The organism is Clostridium fermenticellae, assembly GCF_003600355.1.
Taxonomy (GTDB): Bacteria; Bacillota; Clostridia; order Clostridiales; family Clostridiaceae; genus Clostridium_AV; species Clostridium_AV fermenticellae.
Map to the genome: position 1 here is coordinate 1,010,139 of NZ_CP032416.1, position 20,714 is coordinate 1,030,852.

At 28.7% G+C, this 20,714-nt stretch carries 18 protein-coding genes; 15 read left to right on the forward strand and 3 right to left on the reverse strand.

All coding sequences use genetic code 11. From position 1 onward, the window contains the following. Positions 1-80: 80 nt before the first annotated feature. From rodA to trmB, 6 genes are all read left to right on the forward strand, one after another. Positions 81-1,199 (forward strand): rod shape-determining protein RodA, encoded by a 1,119-nt coding sequence (rodA, locus tag D4Z93_RS04890; protein ID WP_119970892.1) that lies wholly within the window; start codon positions 81-83, stop codon positions 1,197-1,199. Between the two features lie 12 nt (positions 1,200-1,211). After that, a complete protein-coding gene (gene mgsA, locus D4Z93_RS04895; protein ID WP_119970893.1) occupies positions 1,212-1,583 on the forward strand; it encodes a methylglyoxal synthase in 372 nt (123 codons plus the stop codon). 156 nt (positions 1,584-1,739) lie between these two features. Beyond that, on the forward strand, positions 1,740-2,744 hold the full coding sequence (locus tag D4Z93_RS04900; RefSeq protein WP_119970895.1) for a phosphodiester glycosidase family protein: 1,005 nt from the start codon (positions 1,740-1,742) through the stop codon (positions 2,742-2,744). Between the two features lie 32 nt (positions 2,745-2,776). Further along, complete coding sequence (locus D4Z93_RS04905) at positions 2,777-3,808, forward strand: NHL repeat-containing protein (RefSeq protein WP_119970897.1); 1,032 nt, start codon at positions 2,777-2,779, stop codon at positions 3,806-3,808. 24 nt (positions 3,809-3,832) lie between these two features. Then, positions 3,833-4,477 (forward strand): site-2 protease family protein, encoded by a 645-nt coding sequence (locus D4Z93_RS04910; RefSeq protein WP_119970899.1) that lies wholly within the window; start codon positions 3,833-3,835, stop codon positions 4,475-4,477. 39 nt (positions 4,478-4,516) lie between these two features. Further along, on the forward strand, positions 4,517-5,161 hold the full coding sequence (gene trmB / locus D4Z93_RS04915; protein ID WP_119970901.1) for a tRNA (guanosine(46)-N7)-methyltransferase TrmB: 645 nt from the start codon (positions 4,517-4,519) through the stop codon (positions 5,159-5,161). A 94-nt stretch (positions 5,162-5,255) separates the two neighbouring features. Here trmB and cls read toward each other — a convergent pair whose 3' ends face one another. Together cls and D4Z93_RS04925 are read right to left on the reverse strand one after the other, a co-directional pair. Beyond that, positions 5,256-6,788: a cardiolipin synthase gene (cls, locus tag D4Z93_RS04920; RefSeq protein WP_119970903.1), complete on the reverse strand. Its 1,533-nt coding sequence runs from the start codon at positions 6,786-6,788 to the stop codon at positions 5,256-5,258. Between the two features lie 62 nt (positions 6,789-6,850). Next, entirely contained in the window at positions 6,851-7,237 is a 387-nt protein-coding gene (locus D4Z93_RS04925; RefSeq protein WP_199798412.1) for a hypothetical protein, read from the reverse strand. 325 nt (positions 7,238-7,562) lie between these two features. Here D4Z93_RS04925 and ymfI point away from each other — a divergent pair, with 325 nt between their 5' ends. From ymfI to D4Z93_RS04950, 5 genes are all read left to right on the forward strand, one after another. Beyond that, positions 7,563-8,306 (forward strand): elongation factor P 5-aminopentanone reductase, encoded by a 744-nt coding sequence (gene ymfI / locus D4Z93_RS04930; RefSeq protein ID WP_119970905.1) that lies wholly within the window; start codon positions 7,563-7,565, stop codon positions 8,304-8,306. A gap of 55 nt (positions 8,307-8,361) precedes the next feature. After that, the gene (locus D4Z93_RS04935; RefSeq protein WP_119970907.1) at positions 8,362-9,189 is read left to right on the forward strand and encodes a response regulator transcription factor; all 828 of its coding nucleotides are present in this window, start codon (positions 8,362-8,364) and stop codon (positions 9,187-9,189) included. A 35-nt stretch (positions 9,190-9,224) separates the two neighbouring features. Next, entirely contained in the window at positions 9,225-9,581 is a 357-nt protein-coding gene (locus D4Z93_RS04940; protein WP_162920257.1) for an SdpI family protein, read from the forward strand. Between the two features lie 123 nt (positions 9,582-9,704). Continuing rightward, the gene (locus D4Z93_RS04945) at positions 9,705-10,100 is read left to right on the forward strand and encodes a GntR family transcriptional regulator (protein ID WP_119970910.1); all 396 of its coding nucleotides are present in this window, start codon (positions 9,705-9,707) and stop codon (positions 10,098-10,100) included. Beyond that, the gene (locus D4Z93_RS04950; RefSeq protein WP_119970912.1) at positions 10,090-11,223 is read left to right on the forward strand and encodes a DUF1648 domain-containing protein; all 1,134 of its coding nucleotides are present in this window, start codon (positions 10,090-10,092) and stop codon (positions 11,221-11,223) included. The genes D4Z93_RS04945 and D4Z93_RS04950 overlap by 11 nt, the downstream gene beginning before the upstream one ends. Before the next feature lie 334 nt (positions 11,224-11,557). Here the strand turns inward: D4Z93_RS04950 and D4Z93_RS04955 are convergent, their stop codons facing one another. Further along, the gene (locus D4Z93_RS04955; protein ID WP_119970914.1) at positions 11,558-13,654 is read right to left on the reverse strand and encodes an SH3 domain-containing protein; all 2,097 of its coding nucleotides are present in this window, start codon (positions 13,652-13,654) and stop codon (positions 11,558-11,560) included. A gap of 258 nt (positions 13,655-13,912) precedes the next feature. On the opposite strand from D4Z93_RS04955, the gene D4Z93_RS04960 reads away from it, so the two are divergent. From D4Z93_RS04960 to D4Z93_RS04975, 4 genes are all read left to right on the forward strand, one after another. After that, positions 13,913-16,267, forward strand: a complete 2,355-nt coding sequence (locus D4Z93_RS04960; protein WP_119974233.1) for an ATP-dependent DNA helicase — start codon at positions 13,913-13,915, stop codon at positions 16,265-16,267. 215 nt (positions 16,268-16,482) lie between these two features. Beyond that, positions 16,483-16,914: a hypothetical protein gene (locus D4Z93_RS04965; protein WP_119970915.1), complete on the forward strand. Its 432-nt coding sequence runs from the start codon at positions 16,483-16,485 to the stop codon at positions 16,912-16,914. Between the two features lie 22 nt (positions 16,915-16,936). Then, complete coding sequence (locus tag D4Z93_RS04970; protein ID WP_119970917.1) at positions 16,937-17,611, forward strand: L,D-transpeptidase family protein; 675 nt, start codon at positions 16,937-16,939, stop codon at positions 17,609-17,611. A 1,778-nt stretch (positions 17,612-19,389) separates the two neighbouring features. Next, entirely contained in the window at positions 19,390-20,070 is a 681-nt protein-coding gene (locus D4Z93_RS04975) for a GntR family transcriptional regulator (RefSeq protein WP_119970919.1), read from the forward strand. Positions 20,071-20,714: the final 644 nt, after the last annotated feature.

Here is a 20,714-nt window from a genome sequence, read left to right on the forward strand (position 1 = left end):
GCTATTTAAGGCTATGTAAATTACATAGCTTTTTTTCATGATTGTGGTATAATCATATTTATATTGGAGGGATAAAATTTATGTTGCAAAAAGTTACTGTTAATAAAAAGCTTGTAAAAGAATTAGATTTTTGGTCAATTATTGTAGTAATAGCTTTAGTAGTATTTGGATCTCTCAATATTTATAGTGCTACGCATATGAAGTCAGGTACATATTATCTTAAGGCTCAGCTTATATGGCTTGTTGTTGGACTGTTGCTTATATGTGTCATTTTGTTATTCGACTATTCCTTAATAAAGAATTATGCTAATATAATATATTGGTTTGGTATTTTTTTGCTTATACTAAATGATACTTTATTCAAGGTTACTGTAAATGGTGCATCATCATGGATGAAAATAGGTCCTATTCAGCTTCAGCCATCCGAATTTGCGAGACTTGGGATGATTATAATGATTGCAAAACAGCTTGATGACATGGAGGGAAATATCAATAATATAAGAAATTTTGTCAAGCTTACAATATATGCTTTAATACCTATGGTTCTTATAGTAATTCAACCAGATATGGGGATGACTATGATTTATTTCTTTTCCGTTCTCGGAATGTATTTTATATCTGGATTGAATCTTAAAATTATTGGTGGTGGTATGGCAGGACTTGTTGGTCTTGTTGCTATTATATGGAATTCCCCATTGATGGAACAATATTGGAAAACCAGGCTTACATCATTTCTGAATCCAGAATCGGATGAACTTGGATCCGGGAATCAACTTATATCATCGCTTATAGGAATAGGCTCGAGCGGATTCTGGGGCAAGGGATTTTTAAAGGGTACACAAGTAGGAGGAGGATTTGTTCCAGAAGATCACACAGATTTTATATTTTCAGTAGTTGGAGAAGAGTGGGGAATTGTGGGAGCAGCCTTTCTTGTGATTTTATATTTTATACTATTATATAGATTTGTTAAGATATCGAGAGAATCAAAAGATATTTTTGGTTCAGTACTGTGCATTGGTATAGTTGCTTCTATGTTGTTTTCGATACTTCAGAATATTGGAATGACTATAGGAATTATGCCTATAACAGGAATAACTCTTCCATTTATGAGTTATGGAGGAAGCTCAATGATGACTAATTTTATAGGATTAGGTTTGATTTTAAGTGTTGGTATGAGAAGAAAGAAAATTAATTTTTAGGGGGAAATGTTTATGAAAATCGCATTTGTTGCACATGATAAAAAAAAAGATGATATTGTTGATTTTGTGAAAAGATATGAAGATGTGTTTAAAAATCATGAAATTTTTGCGACAGGAACTACAGGAAAGCTCATAAATGAAATAGTTGGTTTAAAAGTACATAGATTTCTCTCAGGTCCTATGGGAGGAGATCAAGAAATTGGAGCAAGGGTAGCTGAAGGAAAAATGGATTTTGTAATTTTTTTAAGAGATCCGCTTACATCACAACCTCATGAACCAGATATTTCTGCGTTGCTTAGAATATGTGATGTTCACTGTATTCCACTTGCTACTAATCTTGGATCAGCAGAAGTTTTTGCAAAAGCTCTTAAAAATCATAAATAATAATATGAAAAATGTGAATCCTAGCAATAAAGAGTTGTTAGGATTTTTATTATTAACAAAACTTTTAGATTTGCTGGATAAGTATGCTATTTAAAAAACTCGTCATTTATTGTACAATATTGAAAGATATATTTTTTAGAAAGGGAAGGTTTGAGCATGGACAAAAGAAAATCCAAGCATAGTAAGAAAATTGGAAATTGGAAAACAATAGTACTTTTTTTGGTATTTGAACTGATATTTACTGGAGTAACAGCTCCGCTTTTAATATTTTATGGACCATTTCAAAATGTTAAAAAAACAGTAGTTGGCGCGGCTATGACTACATTAAGCCACCAGTATATAGCTAAGTTATTTTTATCAGATGACGAAATTAATAAAATTTTGGGAGAAAATAGTATTGATAACTTGGAACAAAGTGATATAATGCAGCTAAAATTTAGCAATAAACATGATGACAGTATAGAGAGAGAAGAAATTAGTGATGGGAAGAAATACAAAGGATATATGTTAATTATACATGATCCTACAAGAGTTAAAGTTGGATATAGTAAAAAATTAGGTCTTGAAGGGGAAATGACAAGCCAGATAGTAAAAGATAATAAAGCAGTTGCAGCAATAAATGCAGGAGGATTTATAGACAGTTCATCTGGAGATAGTAAGTGGACAGGAACAGGCGGAAAGCCAGTTGGAATAATTATGAGTAATGGTAAAATTATGTATAATGATATTAATAATCCAGAGTCTAAGACAGATGTTGTTGCAATTACCAGGAATGGAGTACTGCTAGTGGGATCTCATAGTCTAAATGAAATGATGTCACTTGGAGTTATTGATGCTATATCGTTTTCACCGGCTTTAGTTGTGGATGGTAAGGGTACTATAAAATCAGGAGATGGTGGCTGGGGAATAGCTCCAAGAACAGCAATAGGTCAAAGAAAAGATGGCTCAATATTATTTCTGGTTATAGATGGAAGACAAACAAGCAGCTTGGGAGCTACATTAAAAGATGTACAAAATATAATGCTGCAATATGATGCTATTAATGCTTCAAATTTGGATGGAGGGTCTTCTTCAACTATGTATTATAAAGGAGAAATACTTAATAATCCATGTGACCCGCTAGGTGAAAGATCTGTTCCATCAGTCTTTTATGTTAAATAGTAGCTGAAAATGTATATGAAGGAGAATTCAATATGAAAGTTTTAAAAAGGATTACACTGTGGGCTCTCATATCATTGATTTTGCAGTTTTCTGGATTTTTTTATGCAGATAAGTATCTTCTAACCTCTGATACGTCTCCTGTAAAAACTAAAAAAATAGTCAGTAAAACCAATGAGAGTCAAGAAGCAAGTATTAATATACCTGATGATGCTGAGAATATAACAATGTCATATGATGGAAAATTTGTAGCGTACTACCATGATGATACTCTAAAGGTAGTGGATACTAAAACAGCTGATGAAAAGAATGTCGATTTTGGTGATGATGTTGAAATTTCGTACTATAAGTGGCTTCCGGATAGAAATAGAATGCTTATAGCGGAAAAATCAAATTCAAAATTTGCATCTAATTTCACTTTGGCATATTACGATGTTGATAAGGATATAAAAGAGGATGTAAAAGAATTAGATTGGTCGGATAAAAAGTCAGAGGTTGCAGATATACAAGCATCTCCACTCACCAACGTTATATACGTTAAAGTTGCAAATGGTGGAAAAAGAAGCAGTGTATATTGGATAAATATAATGAAAGAATTGAAAAAGGTGGATACAAAAGCTTATATGATAGGTAAAATAAACATAATACCACATGAAGATAAACTGGTATATGAAGATTTAACTTATCATAGGATATATGCAACGGATCAGAATCAACCGATTGATATAAATGGTGTTGATGATCCAACACTTCTAGGAATAGACGATGATGACACCATATATATAGGTCAAGCTGATAAAGATAATAATGTATCGAAGATATTTTATGGTAATATGAAAGAAGATACAAATACATTTACATCTGTAAGTTTAGATAGTTCAGTTGATAAAAACGATATATATGTTGATAGTTCAGGATATATATATGTAAATGATAATTTTAAAGGTATTGTAACAGAAATGAAAAATAGGAAACAATATAAATATCTAGGTACATTTGTACAGATATATGAAAATGGAATTGCATCTGTGAGTGATGGAAAATTAGTAAAGACTCCAATTAATTAAACATTTAAGAAGGGATGATTTTTATTGAACAATTGGTTACTACAAAAAATACTTATAGTACCTGCAGTACTTATAGGACTTACTGTTCATGAATATGCACATGCTGTAGTTGCAGATAGATTAGGTGATAAAACTCCTAAGTTTCAAGGAAGACTTACGCTAAACCCATTTGTGCATGTAGATATAATAGGTTTTTTAATGATTATACTTATAGGTTTTGGTTGGGCTAAGCCTATAGAAACTAATCCAAATGCATTAAAAAATAGATATAAAGATGATTTGAAGGTTTCTTTTGCAGGACCCTTTGCCAACTTAATACTAGCCTTTATAGGGGCTTTATGTGTTGGAATTATAATTAAATTTGGATCAATTTCACTTGGGAATGTTCCAATATTATATAGCATTATTATGAGTATATTTTATTCTATTGTGAGTATTAACTGTATGTTGTTTGTATTTAATCTCATACCAATACCTGGTTTAGATGGTTTTCATATTTTAAGAGATTTGTTTCCGTCAATATACTTTAGAATTTCAGATTCTCTATATAGATATCAGCTTATAATACTCATAATTTTTGTAGCTACACCTCTTGCCAATTATATAGTCGGAGTACCATCGTCACTTTTATATGGCATGTTTATGAAAATAGTCAATTTAATGATGTAGTATGATATAACCCAAATAGTGAAGGAGAATGTTCTAAATATGAGACTTAGAAAGAAATGGTGGGCCAGACCTGAAATGGAAGCTAGTCATCTGACGATTATAGATCCAATTAAAAATAAAGGTGTGTGGCATGAAGAATTTAAAAACAATAATGATATTTATCTTGAACTTGGATGTGGAAGAGGAGGTTTCTTGACATCTAATGCGGTAAATAATAAAGATATAAACTATATAGGAATTGATTTAAAAGACGGGGTTTTGGTATATGCACTTAGAAAGCTTGAAGAATCTAAACTTGAAAATGCAAGGATAATTCCCATGAATATAAATAACATTCAAGATGTTTTTGGAAAAAATGAAATTAGTAGAATATACATAAATTTTTGCAATCCATGGCCCAAGAGAAGACATAAAAATAGAAGACTTACTCATACATGTTTTTTAAACAAGTATAAAAATTTTTTAAGACTTTCCGGAGAGATCTGGTTTAAAACGGATAATAGAGAACTTTTTGATGAATCTATAGAATATTTTAAAGATAATTATTTTAGTATAAAATATTTAACGTATGATCTTCATGACTGTGGATTTACTAAAAATGTAGTTACAGAATATGAAGAAAAGTTTACGAATCTCGGTATGAAAACAATGTTTTTAATAGCAAGAATGAATGTAATTAGTTGATTTATAAACCTCATGATTTCACAGCTTTTAAATTATCTATATAGGGTTTGTAAATTCCAAGCTTAAGTTATATGTAAGCTTTCATTTACAAACCCTATACTAAGGGAGCAAACATTCTTAAAATAGACTCTATGATTTTTTTTATAAGATTCCTATTTTTCCAAACATTTTCTTGTATTTCATTAGATGTTTCTATAGTATTCATAAGATCCTTATAAATATCTTTTATTGCAGGAACACCATACATGTAAGTTGCACATTCAAAATGAAGAAATAGACTCCTATAATCCATATTTATTGTTCCAACAATTGCACATTCATTATCTGATAAGAATACTTTCCCGTGAATAAAACCGGGCGTATATTCATATATTTTTACGCCTGCTTCAAGCAGTTTGTCATAATGAGACCTGGTAAGAATTTGTATGATTTTTTTATCAGGTATAGATGGAGTTATTATTCTTACATCAACACCCTTTTTTGCAGCTAAGCATAAAGCCAGTATGATTTCGTGACCTATTACTAGGTATGGAGTAGTTATATAAATGTAGTCTTTAGCACTATTTATAATATTAATATATATATCTTCAGCAATTTCGTCTTGTTTAACTGGGCCACTGTAATAAGGAATAACAATACCATTATTAGTATTTTTCGCAGTATTATCAGCTATAAATTTGTATTTTTTAAAATCTTCCCTTTTTTTTATTATTGACTGCCACATTTTCAGGAACATGATTGTAAAGCTATAAACTGCCTGACCATGTAAACAAATAGACATATCTTTCCAGTACCCATATTTTTTATAGAGGTTTATGTACTCATCCCCTATATTTATGCCACCATTAAATGCTATTCGTCCATCAATTATTGTTATTTTTCTATGATCCCTATAATTTAGCATAAAATTTAGCATTATCTTAAATGGATTAAAAATTTTAAGTTTTATATTATGAGCTTTGGCAGATTTTTTTAAGTTTTTTGGGAAGACAAATAAAGATCCTATATAATCAACTAGAATTCTTACTTCTACACCACTATCGGCCTTTTTCTTTAAGATTTCAAAGATATTATTCCACATTTGGCCGTCTGAGATTATAAAGTATTCTAAAAAAATAAATTTTTTAGCTTTTTTTAGTTCTACAATAAGTTTTTTATACATCTCTTCACCAGATGGAAAGTAATCAACTTTTGTATTTGAATATGTTATGCAATTACTAATATTTTTGATAAGTCTTGTTTCATTATATCTAACTTTATTTTTTTTCTTCAAATCAGATAGAGTTTGTTGATTTTCATCGATAAGTACACTTTTATCCATTTTCAGTTTATTAATTCTTCTAAAATTATGGTTTATACCGATTCTAGATAAAATATAAATAAGGACACCTATGACAGGTATTAAAAGAATTAAAAGTATCCAGCTGATTTTATAAGATGCATTTTTATCTTTATAATTTAAATGTATTACAGATATGAGATTTATAATTTCAAATAGTGCAAAATAGTATATATAAAACTTGTGAATAGTACCATAGATTAATGCTATGAATACAAGTTGAAAAATTATTACAAGTATTAAGAATGAAAGTTTTAAAATTGAAGTAAATATTCTTCTCTCAGCCAATTTAAGCACCTACTTTGAATTATTATCTTTATTATAGTATAGTTTATAATATATAAAAAGTGTTAAGATTTTCTTTTAAATGTAGTGCCGCATACACTACATGTTATTGTTATTTTCCCTTTATGTTTTGGAACTCTTAGTTTTTGGGAACAATTTGGGCATTTAAATATTTTATAATATCTTTGTTCGTTCATAGAAGTTGTAAGTTTTTTAAAAAAATTGGAGATGGGTGCTATAAAATTTTCATATGATTGTAATTCATTATATCTTTTATATCTATTTTTTGAGAGGCATCTCCATGTACTATATATAAAAAAAACAAAGCCTAATGTACTTGTGTATCTAAAAAGCGATAGAATACATCCGGCAATATAAAGATGAATTGAAAGTTTATCTATTCCATAACTATTTCTAAAATAGTAGGAAATTCTATTTAAAAAATTTTTCAAAATGATCAGCTCCTCAGATTTATACTATATAGTTTATAAGATAATATGATGTATTTTATACAATTATATAGTATAATTCAAAGTTTTTCAGTAGCAGAGAACAGTAATTAACAAATTATTTATAATTAAAAAAATAAATCGAATAAACATAAATTACTGGTTAATTTAATTAAAGTGTTTTGATTTATGAGGTTAAAGTTCATTTTTATGACTATAATTAGTATGTAAATTGTTTTTTACGTGATATAATTATAAATATAGAATAGAAAATGTAATTATATTTAATGAAATTGCCTTATTTTATACTAAAGGAGTGGAAACTTAATTGGATAATTTGATTGGAAAAGTGGCTGTAGTTACAGGTGCTTCTCGGGGAATAGGCAGAGCCACAGCTATTGCATTAGCTAAAAATGGGGCTTCAGTCTTAGTAAATTATAGAGAGAATGAAGAAGCAGCAGAGGAAACTTTAAAAAGTATAAAGGAAATAGGGGCTTATGGAATTATATTTAAGGCGGATGTGAGTGATTTTAAAGAAAGCGAAAAATTAATAAAACAAGCTGTTGATAAATTTGGTAAGATAGATATATTAGTTAATAATGCTGGTATTTCGAATGTCGGATTGTTTATTGATATGAATGAAACTGATTGGAATAAAATGATCGATATAAATCTTAAAGGAACTATAAATTGTTCGCACAATGCTATTAAGTACATGATTCCTAAGAAAAGTGGTTCTATAATAAATATATCTTCAATGTGGGGAGATATTGGAGCTTCTTGTGAAGTGATTTATTCTTCAACTAAGGGTGCTATTAATTTATTTACAAAGTCCCTGGCAAAGGAGCTGGCACCATCAAATATAAGAATAAATGCAGTTGCACCAGGTGTTATAGACACTGATATGAATAAGTGGTTATCTGAAGATGAAAAACATGAATTAGAAGAAGAAATACCTGTTGGAAAGTTTGGCACAGTAAACGATATTGCTAATACTGTGTTATTTTTAAGCAAAAATAGTTCTAAGTATATAACAGGTCAAATAATAAGAGTAGATGGTGGAATATCTTAAAATATGCTTATAAATAAATTGATATCTATAAATGTATAATGAAAGTGGTAATGTTATGAAAAAAATTATTGTATTGGATGATATGGCCTATATAAGGTACAGGGTAAGATTAATATTGAAAGATCAGGATATAGATGTATATGAATCATATTCTTCTTATGACCTTTTTAATCAACTTTCGGATAAAGGAGATGAGATAGGTTTAATAATTTTAGAAATCGGTCTCAGCAATGAGGACGGCTTTGAAGTGTTAAAGAAGATAAGGGCAAAAGATTATAAAATACCAATTATGATACTAACTAAACTTAGTACAAGAAATGACTTCATAAAATGTATAAAAGAAGGTGCTTCTGAGTATATTTTAAAACCGTTTGACAGTAAAATTCTAGCAAATAGAGTAAAAAGGCTAATTAGAGATGAGAAGACTGAATCTGGCTATGAGGAAATAATTTATCTTAATTTTCAAGAGTATCTATCAAAACAAATAGATATAGCAAGAGAAGATAGAAAAAATCTATCTGTTTTTATGATGAATTTGACAAAAATAGAGACCATTAGAGTGAAAAATGAAAAAATAGATTTTAATGAAAAATATTTCTTTTTATTGGATTCTCTGTATAAAGAATTAAAAGGAATATTTAAAAACCTAGGCTTGTTTGAAAAATACGGATTTTCAGCTTTTGTCGGTGTTTTACCAGATTGTGATAAAAATAAAATGATGCTTCTAAAGAAAAATGTGATTGAAAAATATAATATTCTTAAGAAGGCTGAAAACAGATATAAGAATTATGACCTTAATGTTGTGTTTGCAGTGTATCCTGAAGATGGTAATAAAAAACAAAATTTATTGGATAAAATTACAATGAAATTGAACAAACTATAGTATTATAATATATAATATTGAAGGGAGGATATGGTTTGTTATATTCACTTGTATTTGGACTTGTGACCTTAGGGTATGGAATTATACCTAAAATAGTAAGACCAAAAGAAATTAATTCATGGTATGGATACCGTACTGATTTTTCAACTAAAAATCAGGACGTATGGGATGAAGGAAATAGATATTCGTCAAATCAATACATTATAGCCGGTATAATCCTACTTGTAATTGGAAGAATATCATATGCTGTAATCGGAAATAAAGGTTTTTGGGCTCCTTTAATTGCATTTGTTCCTGTTCTTATGTGTACGGTTTTTACAACTGAAAAACATCTGAAAAGTATGTTTGATGATGATGGTGTATTAATAAAGAAGACGAAAGACAAAAAGTAGTGAAAGCTATGATTTGAAGATATTAGTGAAGTAAATCTCAGATCATAGCTTTTTTTATTGACATTGTGATATACTTGTTATAGTATATGTATAACAAGTATATCATATGGAGATGATAAAAAAATGTTGATGAGATTGGATTTCGAATCTGATACACCTATTTATATACAACTTAAAAGAGAAATAATATATGGTATTGCTACAGGACAATTAAAAGAAGGTGATAGTTTACCATCTGTAAGACATATGGCAGAAGATATAGGTGTAAATATGCATACTGTAAACAAGACATATAATTTACTTAAGGCGGATGGTTTTGTAACTATTGACAGAAGAAAAGGTGCCATAATAAGTAATATTTCTAAAAAACCTTCCTTAGACTATATTGAAAATTTAAAGCAGGACATGAAATATACAATAGCAGAGGCGGTCTGCAAAGGAATAGATAAAGAAGATTTTCTAAAAGAATGTAATGAATTATTTAAAATATATTTAGGAGGTGTAAAATATGAAAAGTGATCAATTTATATTTGCTGCACTTATGAGTTTTATACTATTTGTGATTTTTATAATACAAATATTGATGCCCAAGCTTACAAGAAAAGATATATTTTTTGGAGTAAGAATACCAGAGGAACAAATTGAAAATAGTGAATTGAAATCTGTATTTGTAAATTATGTAAAAAGAAATATTATTGTATTTTTATTATTTATATTATTAAATTTTTGCTTTGCATATATATTATCGGATTATATTGATATCATAGAAATTTCAAGTGTACTTTTATATATTTTGATTTCATTTATTGTCTATTATTTTAGTAATAAGGAAGTTAAGCTTATTAAAAATAAAAATACCTGGTTTAAGGGCAAGAGGGAAGTTGTCATGATAAATACCGATTTTTCTAAAAATAGAAGAAATGAGGTACTTGTATCATCTAAATGGTTTTTAATATGTTTGATTATAATAGTATTCAATATAGTAATCGGGTTTAAATATTATGGCAGTCTCCCGTCAAAAGTACCAATTCATTTTGATTTTTATGGTAATCCTAATGGATGGATGAACAAGTCATATAAAGTTATATGGCTTATGCCTATAACAGAAATTTTTATGACAGTGATAATGTTTTTTACGTATAAAATAATAGCCTGGTCAAAGCAACAAATAAACCCTTCAAGTCCTGAGGAATCACAAAAGAAGGATAAAATGTTTAGACACGTTTGGTCCAAGTATATAATTATAAGTAGTGTAGTTCTTGATCTGCTTTTTACTTTTGGAAATTTATCAATATTTAATGTGGTTAAGGTAAATTCGAGTTATACTTTTATTATTACGATTTTAATAACAGTTTTTATATTAATATTTACTATATATTTAAGTATAAAATCAGGTCAGGGTGGAAGCAGGATAAAGTTAAAAAATAATTCTGAAAAAATTAATTATGAGTTTTCAAGTGTAGATGATGACAGGTATTGGAAACTTGGAAATACTATTTATGTAAATAAAAATGATCCCGCTATATTTGTAGAAAAGAGATTTGGAGTTGGATGGACTATGAATTTTGGAAGAAAAGAAAGTATAATAATAACTATAGTATTTATATTTTTAATAATATTGATTGGTGTATTTGCACAATGATAATTTATAGGGTTTATAAATGAAAGCTTAAATTTTACTCCAGCTGACATTCCCAAAATTCGTCACCTAAAAAATTTCTAGTAAGTCTAAGTTCGTATTTATAAAAATCTAAGCAGATTTTATAAACTCGCAGGCTCAAACATATAAAATCTACTAAGATTTTCAAAAATACTTCGCTAAGACTTACTAAAAAATTTTTTAATGTGCCTACATTTTGGAAATGTCAGCTTACGTATAACTTAAGCTTTCATACATTAACCATACATAGTGTTTGTAATTTAAAGGTTAATTTAACCTTTGGCAGCATCTCCCGGGGTATAAGTTAAACTGCAGACTATGATTGTGCAATTGAGCTTAACTGCTTAAATATACTGTAAGTTTTACTTCCCCAATTACTGTCTGAGGCATATTTGGGGCCTATATATGAAAATAAATTTGTCCCTTGAGGCATACCCTTCGAGAGATTTAAAACAGTTCTGGCGGCTATAGCAGATGAATCACTTATATTTGTGTTGTACGATTGCCAGCTGCCATATACATTATAGGGATTATTTATAATTTTATACGCGCTGGATGTATTGTTAGGTACAAATCCCTGTTCTGAACCGGCAATAGCAAAAAGTATAAGTGGATTTAAGTTGTACTGGCTTGCGGCTGAGATCACGACTGAAAAGTAGCTGTCATCTGCTAGTAATGAATTACTTTGTTCTAAAAATTGCTTTAGTTTGCTCTGGTTTATATTTATATAGTTCATGGTAACTACATCATTATAAGAGGTATTGCTTACATTTGTACTTGAGTTATCGGCTTTATTTGAATTAGATTCTGAATTAGCATCTAAAACATTGGCACTGTTTGAGCCTGGATTTATATCTATATAATCGCAGTGAATGTAACCAATATAAGAATCATATTTTACTTTATACCAGCGGCCACTTGTAGATATTACTTCAACTTTGGCCCCATTTGGAATTTCAGTTAGTATCTTACCAGTCCATGGGCTATTCCTTAAATTTAAAGTTGCAGATGGATCACTTAATTTAACTGATTTTATTGTATCCTTTAAAGGATTTTGCTCAGATTTAACTGATACAGTGTTAGTTGATGCAGTTAAATCTGAGGCGGAAGTTGAAGAATTTTGTGCAGCAGTAGTTTGAGATACCTTGGCAGAGTTAGATGATAATTTTATATAGGCTGCGGAAACATAGCCTGTTTTACCGTTATAATTTATTTTGTACCAACCACTGTTTGTACTAAGTATTTGAACCTCTGCACCATAAGGTAAGGAGCCTGCTATAGTTCCAGAAGGAGTACTCCTTAAATTTAAATACGATGAATGATCCCTAATGTTTACGAAACCAGTGTTATTAGAGGTGGATGTATTTTGAGTGCTGGTACTTGAAGACGAACCTAAGTTTATATATTTTGAACTTACATATCCATAAGATGAACTATAGTTAATTTTATACCAATCACCACATTTTTCAACTATATTAACACTTGCGCCTTTGGCAAGAGAACCAATAACATTTGAAGATGTAGATGCACTGCTTCTTACGTTTAAGTATGAACCGGAATTTGATACATTTACAGTGCCACTGCCTGTCATACTTATTGCACCAGCTTCAACAGTGTCGGTGGATGATGTGGTATTTTGACTTTCTGTTCCAGAAGCTATATATGTGGAACTTACATATCCGTAAGATGAATTATATTTTATTTTGTACCATCCATTTGATTCCGAAAATATACTAATGCTTGTACCTTTAGCGAGGGAACCAATAACGCTTGAAGATGTGGACGCATTATTTCTTACATTTAAATATGAACTGGATGTATTTACAGTACCGGTTTTTATAACTGCTTGTCCACTGGATGAATCTGTATTTTGTGTATTATCAGATGAAGTTGAACTATTCTGAGACAAGTATATATATCCTTTTAAATATAAATTGCCTCTTGTCTTCATAGCCTCTTTGGATAATGTTTTTACATTTCCGTCATATGACCCTCTTACATTAAAATTTCCTTCGTTTAAATATACAGTATCACCTTCTACTTTTTCAACAAAGCCAACATGCCCGTATCCTAAGTTTCCTCCACCCCAAACAACTATTGAATTAGCTTGTGGCTCATATCCATATGAGTACACCTTGTCTCTTGCATTAGCATACCACCAGTCTACGGCATTGCCATAGAATTCTGATGGAAGTGCTATCGAAAGTTTCTCTAAAACTCTTCCATATGTAAACCAGGTACATTGACCCTTATATCCGCATTTAGTGAAAATATTATTGCCATTATAGGCATTACTTTGTATATTAGGTAAAATACCATCAGCTAGTACATGATTAGTATGTAATAAATTTCTACTACTCATGATTGCTGTTGATATGAAGAATGCAAAAATCATTTGTTTTGATCTGTTCATTTTAATATTTTCCCCCCCAAAAATAAATTAATTACAGTAATTTAATATATACTAGATAATACCAATTATATACATAATTATATTATCGTATATATTAAAGAATTATTAACCTTTTAAAGGCTATTTTTCTATAAAAACATGGTATAATTGTATATAAGTTACATAAATATGGTAAGTACTTATACTTTAATAATAAATTATATTAAAATTTAATCAAGAGGGAATTTGCTAAATATGAAAAAAATTGAGGATAAAAATATGAAAAATAATGATCAAATAAAATTATCGGTACGTGAATTAGTTGAATTTGTTTTAAAAGGTGGGGATTTAAATTCGAAGTTTATTGGTAATAATAGGGCACTTGAAGGCTCTAAAATACATAGATTACTGCAAAAAAAATATAAAGATGATATGGAAGATGTGGAGTATAAATCGGAACAGAGCTTGAAATATGAATTTGAATATAAAAGTTTTAATTTTTTTATTGAGGGACGTGCTGATGGAGTAATAATTTTTCAGGATGGAATTACAATAGATGAAATAAAAACAACAACAATTCCACTAAAAAATATAGATGAAAATTATAATGAAGTTCATTGGGCACAGGCTAAGTGCTATGCTTATATATATTCGATTCAAAATGGAATAAGAGATATAGATGTCCAACTTACATATTACAATATAGTTACAGATCAGATAAAATATTTTAAAAAGGTATTCAGGTTTGAAACTTTAAAATACTTTTTTTATGATTTGCTCGAAAAATATTTTTACTTTGCAAATTATACTAAAAAATTGAAAGAAGATAGAAATGAATCAATTAAAGTTTTAAAATTTCCATTTAAAAAGTATAGACAGGGGCAGCGTGAGATTGCTGTAGGAGTATATACTACTCTAAAGTGTTCTAAGAATGTATTTATTCAAGCTCCTACAGGTATTGGAAAAACAATTTCGACTGTATTTCCATCAATAAAAGCCATGGGTGAAGGACTAGTGTCAAAAATATTATATCTTACTGCAAAAAATATAACATCAAATGTTGTTTTAGAAACATTGAAAGTGATGAAATATAAAGGATTAAAGCTAAAATCTGTAATTATAACTGCTAAACAAAAAATATGTTTTAATGAAGAAGTTTTATGTAATCCTGAGGCGTGTGAATTTGCAAAAGGTCATTTTGACAGAGTCAATGAAGCACTATTTGAGGTTTTAGATAATGAGGATATCATAGATAGAAATGTAATTGTAAAATATGCAAAAAAGTTTAAAATTTGTCCATTTGAATTTTCACTAGAAATCACATCAGTGGCTGATTTTGTGATTTGTGACTATAATTATGTATTTGATCCATCAGCATATTTGAGAGGTTTTTTTGAAGAACAAAAACAAGATTATGTATTTTTGATTGATGAATGTCATAATTTAATAGATAGGTCTAGAGAAATGTTCTCATCTGAGTTATATAAAAAACCGATTTTAGATTTAAAAAAAACTATGAGAATAATAGAACCATCAATATCACGTTCTTTAAATAAGATAAACTTGTTTATGGTAAAACTAAAAAAAATGTGTGGAAATAAAGGATTTTATGTAGATCAGCAGCAAGTAAGTGACATCTATCCACTATTGAAGGATTTTATAAGTAAATCTGAAGAATGGCTTTCTAAAAATGAAAATACTCAAGGATATGAGGAACTTCTTGAAGTTTATTTTAATGTTATTAAGTATATTAAAATATCCGAAATGTATGATGAAAACTTTGTAACTTATGTTGAAAGAGTCCGTGATGATTTAAAGATAAAATTGTTTTGTGTGGATTCATCTAAGCTTTTAAATAATGTTCTAAAGAGATGTAAATCTTCGGTGTTTTTCTCCGCAACACTTTCTCCAATAAACTATTTTAAAAAAATGCTTGGAGGAGAAGGAGGTGATTATGTAATAAAAGCAGTTTCACCATTTCCAGGTGAGAACAGAAGTGTGATAATTGCAAACAGAATTTCTACAAAATATAAAAACAGGAGAAATACATATGAAGATATATCTGATTATATAAATTGTATTGCAAGTGCAAAGAAAGGAAATTATTTAGTCTTTTTCCCATCTTATGAGTACATGGAAAAAGTATATAACGAGTTTTTAAGTAAATATACCTCTTTTAATGCAATAATTCAGATGATAGATATGGAAGAGAATAAAAGGGAGGTATTTCTTAAAAATTTTGATTCTCCTAATAAAAATACGATTGGATTTGTTGTGCTTGGAGGGATGTTTTCAGAGGGAATTGATCTAAAAGGCGATAAGCTCATAGGTGCAGTAATAGTTGGTGTTGGTTTGCCTAAAATTTGTTTTGAAAGAAATATAATCAAGGAACATTTTAACTTAAAAGTAGGGGCTGGATATGAATATGCATATATGTATCCAGGAATGAATAAAGTTTTGCAAGCAGCAGGAAGGGTTATAAGAACAGCTGAGGATAGAGGAATAATATTATTTATAGATGAAAGGTTTACCCATAATGAATATAAGAAGCTTTTAAAACATTATTCAACAAACTATAGTGTAATAAGAAATAAAGATGAATTAAAAAATATTGCTTGTGAATTTTGGAGGTAATATAGGGTTTATAAATGAAAGCTTAGACTTACTAGAAATTTTTCACGTGACGTATTTTGGAAATCCCGGCTAGAGGCTAAGTTAAGCTTGGAATTACGAACCCTATAAGTTTAAAATGTAATAAAAATCCTGTGATCATCATATGGTAAATATAAGTCAAATCAAAAATAAGATATTTTATTTACTATAATATGAATTTAAACAGGGGGGTCATTTTGAATAAGTTTAAGGCATTATTAAAATCGTTCTTATTTGAAATCCTAATGATATTTATAATTTTTTTGTTCGTTATTATTGCTGGACTTGTAGATTTGAAAAGTAATGAACAAATGCAAAATAAACAGGTAATAAAGGATATGAGTGTGTCTTTAGAAAATGATAAAAGATCTTTAGAAAATATAAATTCAAGACTTATAAAGGAAAATGATCAGATTAAAAAATTAAAGACAAAAATGAATTCTGCAAATAAAGATCAAAAAAATAGTTTGATTATACAGTATAATGATCAAGTTAAAAATTATAAACAGGAACTTGACAATTATAATGAAAAAGTGAAACGATACGATAATATGTATTATCAATATAAATCTTTTTCTGGAAAGAGTGGAGGGTTAATAAATTGGATTAGATCTGTGATAGGTATATAGAATTTGTTAAAATTGAGGTGGTATGGTGAGGATTAATAAGCTTTCTCCTATTATATTTTTGATAGTTGGATTAATGCTAATAGGTAGTGTTTCGACTATTTCAATAAAATCATATATAAAAAATAAATCTGTTAATGCACCATCATATAATAAGGCGTTTTCTCAAAGCAAAAATAATTTAAATAAAGATGGTGATAGTAAGGGAATATTTTTTAAAAAGCCTGGTAAACTTCCAAATAGAACCTTATTAAAGATATATAAGAAAAAAAAGGTGCTTGAATTATATGGAGATAATAAGCTTATTGGAGTACTTGGTGTAAGTCTTGGAAGTTCAATAGATGGGAAAAAAGAGATGCAAGGTGATAATAAAATTCCGGAGGGAAGTTATTATGTTTGCTATAAAACTGACAAGACAAAGCATACGTATTTTATTGGAATAAGTTATCCTAATATAAATGATGCTAAAAAAGGATTAGAGCAAGGAATGATAAATGAAAAGACCTTTGATAGAATAAAAAATTCAATAGATAATAAAAAACAACCTCCATGGAATACAGCATTAGGTGGGGATGTCGGAATACATGGAGGAAAGGGTACAAGCAGCTTAACATATGGAAGTATTGTTTTGTCAAACTCTGATATAAATATTTTGAAAAACTATGTTAAGTTAAATACACCTGTGTATATATATCCATAATTTAAATCTAGTAAATTTTTAAAAGATAAGAAAATGCATATATTGCGTATTAAGCATTGTTGTAGACACATAAGTAGAATTCTTACTCCCGTGAAATACTGTAAGGCTTTGACACGTTAAAACTTTTTATAAATCTAAAACTTGTGCTGTTAAAAATCTAAAAAACCTGGATAAACTCGTACCTCAGACAGTATCCAGAACTTTAAGATTTTTAACAGCACTTCGCCAGGATTTATAGAAAAAGTTTTAAATGTGTCTTCAGCCTTACAGTACTCCACTACGTAAGAATTCTACTTATGTTTGCAATAAATTGTTTAATGCGATATTCTATATTTTTAATTGATTTACAGTATTTATATCTGTTTTAGGCGTGTGCCGTCTGCTAAAATTTTTCTAAAAGACTTCGCCAAGAGATGTAAAAAACTTTTTAGATGTGCCTTCAGTTTCCAGGTATACCTCTGTGGTGTGAGTTAAGTTTGTCCTTATAAGTTATATATTTAAACCAGGTTATATGCTTAATAAGTGAAATATCACCTTCAAGGGTTCTAGGGCGATCAGCCTTTGTGATTTATACTATAATTACAATTTTAAACGTATATTGAAGTAATTAAAAAAGCCTGAATAAGATCATATTTCAAATGATATCCGGGACTTTAAGGTTTTTCACAGCACTTTGTCAAAATTTATAGAAAAGTTTTAGATGTGTCTTCAGCTTTACAGTACTCCACTACGTAAAAATTTTACTTATGTTTGCAATAAATTGTTTAATGCGATATCCTATATTTTAATTGATTTGGAATTTTATGAATGGTAATCCCCCGAATAATATAATCCCGGAGGGATATTTTAAACTTATGGGAGTTACAAAAAATAGCATATCTATTTTCATAACAGATTTAAATTTAAATGTGAGTTTTACTATATACCCGGGAAGTTAATATCCTAATAATTAAATTAGTACAGTCATTACTATAACTTAAAGAAGGAAGACTGTAAGCCTTAAAACCCGTTAGGGTGCTCTGTTTTTCTTATGAAGGGCAGGTTATTTTAATTTTAGATATATTTAATCTTTTACCGGGAAAAATTTCGTTATTTATTATAACTTCTGTAATTTTGAAATATCCCTCCGGGATTAATGTTATATATACAAGGACTACGTCCGTAAAACCTTTATAAAGAGAATACAATCATGGAGATTATAATGTAAGTTGACAAATACTATTGCAAGAAAATGAGTGAGATTATATATGATTTATATTTAAATGGAGTAGAGGACTTTTAAATCAATATGGCTACGCCATAAACCCTTAAAGGCGAAATTATTTTATTGAGCATTTGATTTATAATTTATAAGGACAAACTTAACTCATACGCAGAGGTATACTTAGAAACTGAAGGCACATCTAAAAAGTTTTTTACATCTCTTGGCGAAGTCTTTTAGAAAAATTTTAGTAGATTATATATGTTTGAGCAAAGCGAGTTTATATAATCTGCTTAAATTTTTAAAAGGCGAGCCTAGAGATGTTAAAACTTTTTTAGGGTGCCGAAGTTTGTAAGTATACCTCTGCGATGTGAGTTGAGTTTGTCCTTATAACCATATATCTATGATCAATGCTTAATACGCAATATATGCATATTGAGTCTATGTAGTTTTTTATAAAAAATAATACAGTTTTACAATATTGTTCCAAATATTGTGATAAAATAAAGATAATCAAATCTTTTTATAAAGATGGAAATAATCAAAATTTAAAAATTTTAAGAGGAGGTAAAATAGAATGCCTTATAAACTTTCACCAATAAAATTTGATAAGGTTGGTTATATTAGGGATTCAGTATTTTCCATTTTACGCAATGCCATTCTTGATGGAAAATTAGAACCAGGTCAACGACTTGTAGAGCGTAATATTGCAGAGCAATTAAAAATAAGTAGAACTCCAGTCAGAGAAGCTATTCGTAAGCTTGAATTTGAAAAATTGGTAACTCATATTCCTCGCAGAGGAGTTGTTGTTTCTGGATTTAGTAGAGAAGATATTAAGGAAATTCAATTAATGAGAATAGCATTAGAAGCTCTTAGCTGTAGTATTGCAGCTACAAAAGTCAAAAATAATGAATTAGAAAAGTTAAATTCAATTAATAATAGAATGTTAAAAGAATATGAAAATGGGAATATTGAAAAGTCTATCATGATGAATAAAAAATTTCATGAAATTATTTGTAAAGCTGCAGAAAGTCCACATTTATATTATTTTATTAATACACTTCGTGGTTATATTAACAGCTTTACAAAATTAACGTATACAAAAAAAGGACGTATAGAAGAAGTATTGGAAGAACATAAGAAAATTATTGAAGCCTTGCGTAGTCATAATAGTGATGAAGCATATAATGCGGCTAAAATACATGTGGGAAAAACAAGTGAGGTATATTGGAAAATGGCTTATTCAAAGGATGTTTAATTATATTAAAAATAAAAGCAGTAGCATTATTAAAAAATTCAAAATATTTTATTTATTAAAGTTGTATACTGTATACCATTTTAATAAAATATTTTTAAGATTATAAGTTTTGTATACTTAATTAAATATCAGGATTTATGGTACATTTAAGAGAAGTTTTATAAAAGTAAAAAAATATATTTTTTGTAAATCTATTGAAAATAGAAAAAAACATGCTATACTTATAAATAGATAATAATTTTTCAGAAAATTTAAAATGTTGTATGATAGTTTTGAAAAAATTGCTTTTATAGTATAAAAGTAGCTGATTTTATTGATATTAAGAAATTTTTTATTATAAAATTATCAATGGTCCAGGAAGTGATAATGGAAAGGCAATGCAATTTTGTGATTTTAAAAAAGTAGATATTGAGAAATTAGTAAACCTTTAGCAGAAGGTAAAACTATTGAAATCTCAAATATCTACTATAGTAAAGTAAAAATACTAAACTTAATCTAATTATAGCCAAACCAACTAGAAAAAGCAATGTGAAAGTAAACTTTAATGCATATTTTTACAAGAATTTCTATCTGTCAAATAAATGAATTTTTTAGCTTTGTTATCTGTAGAAATGTAATCCGAAGATAAAAATGTTCCTTCCAAT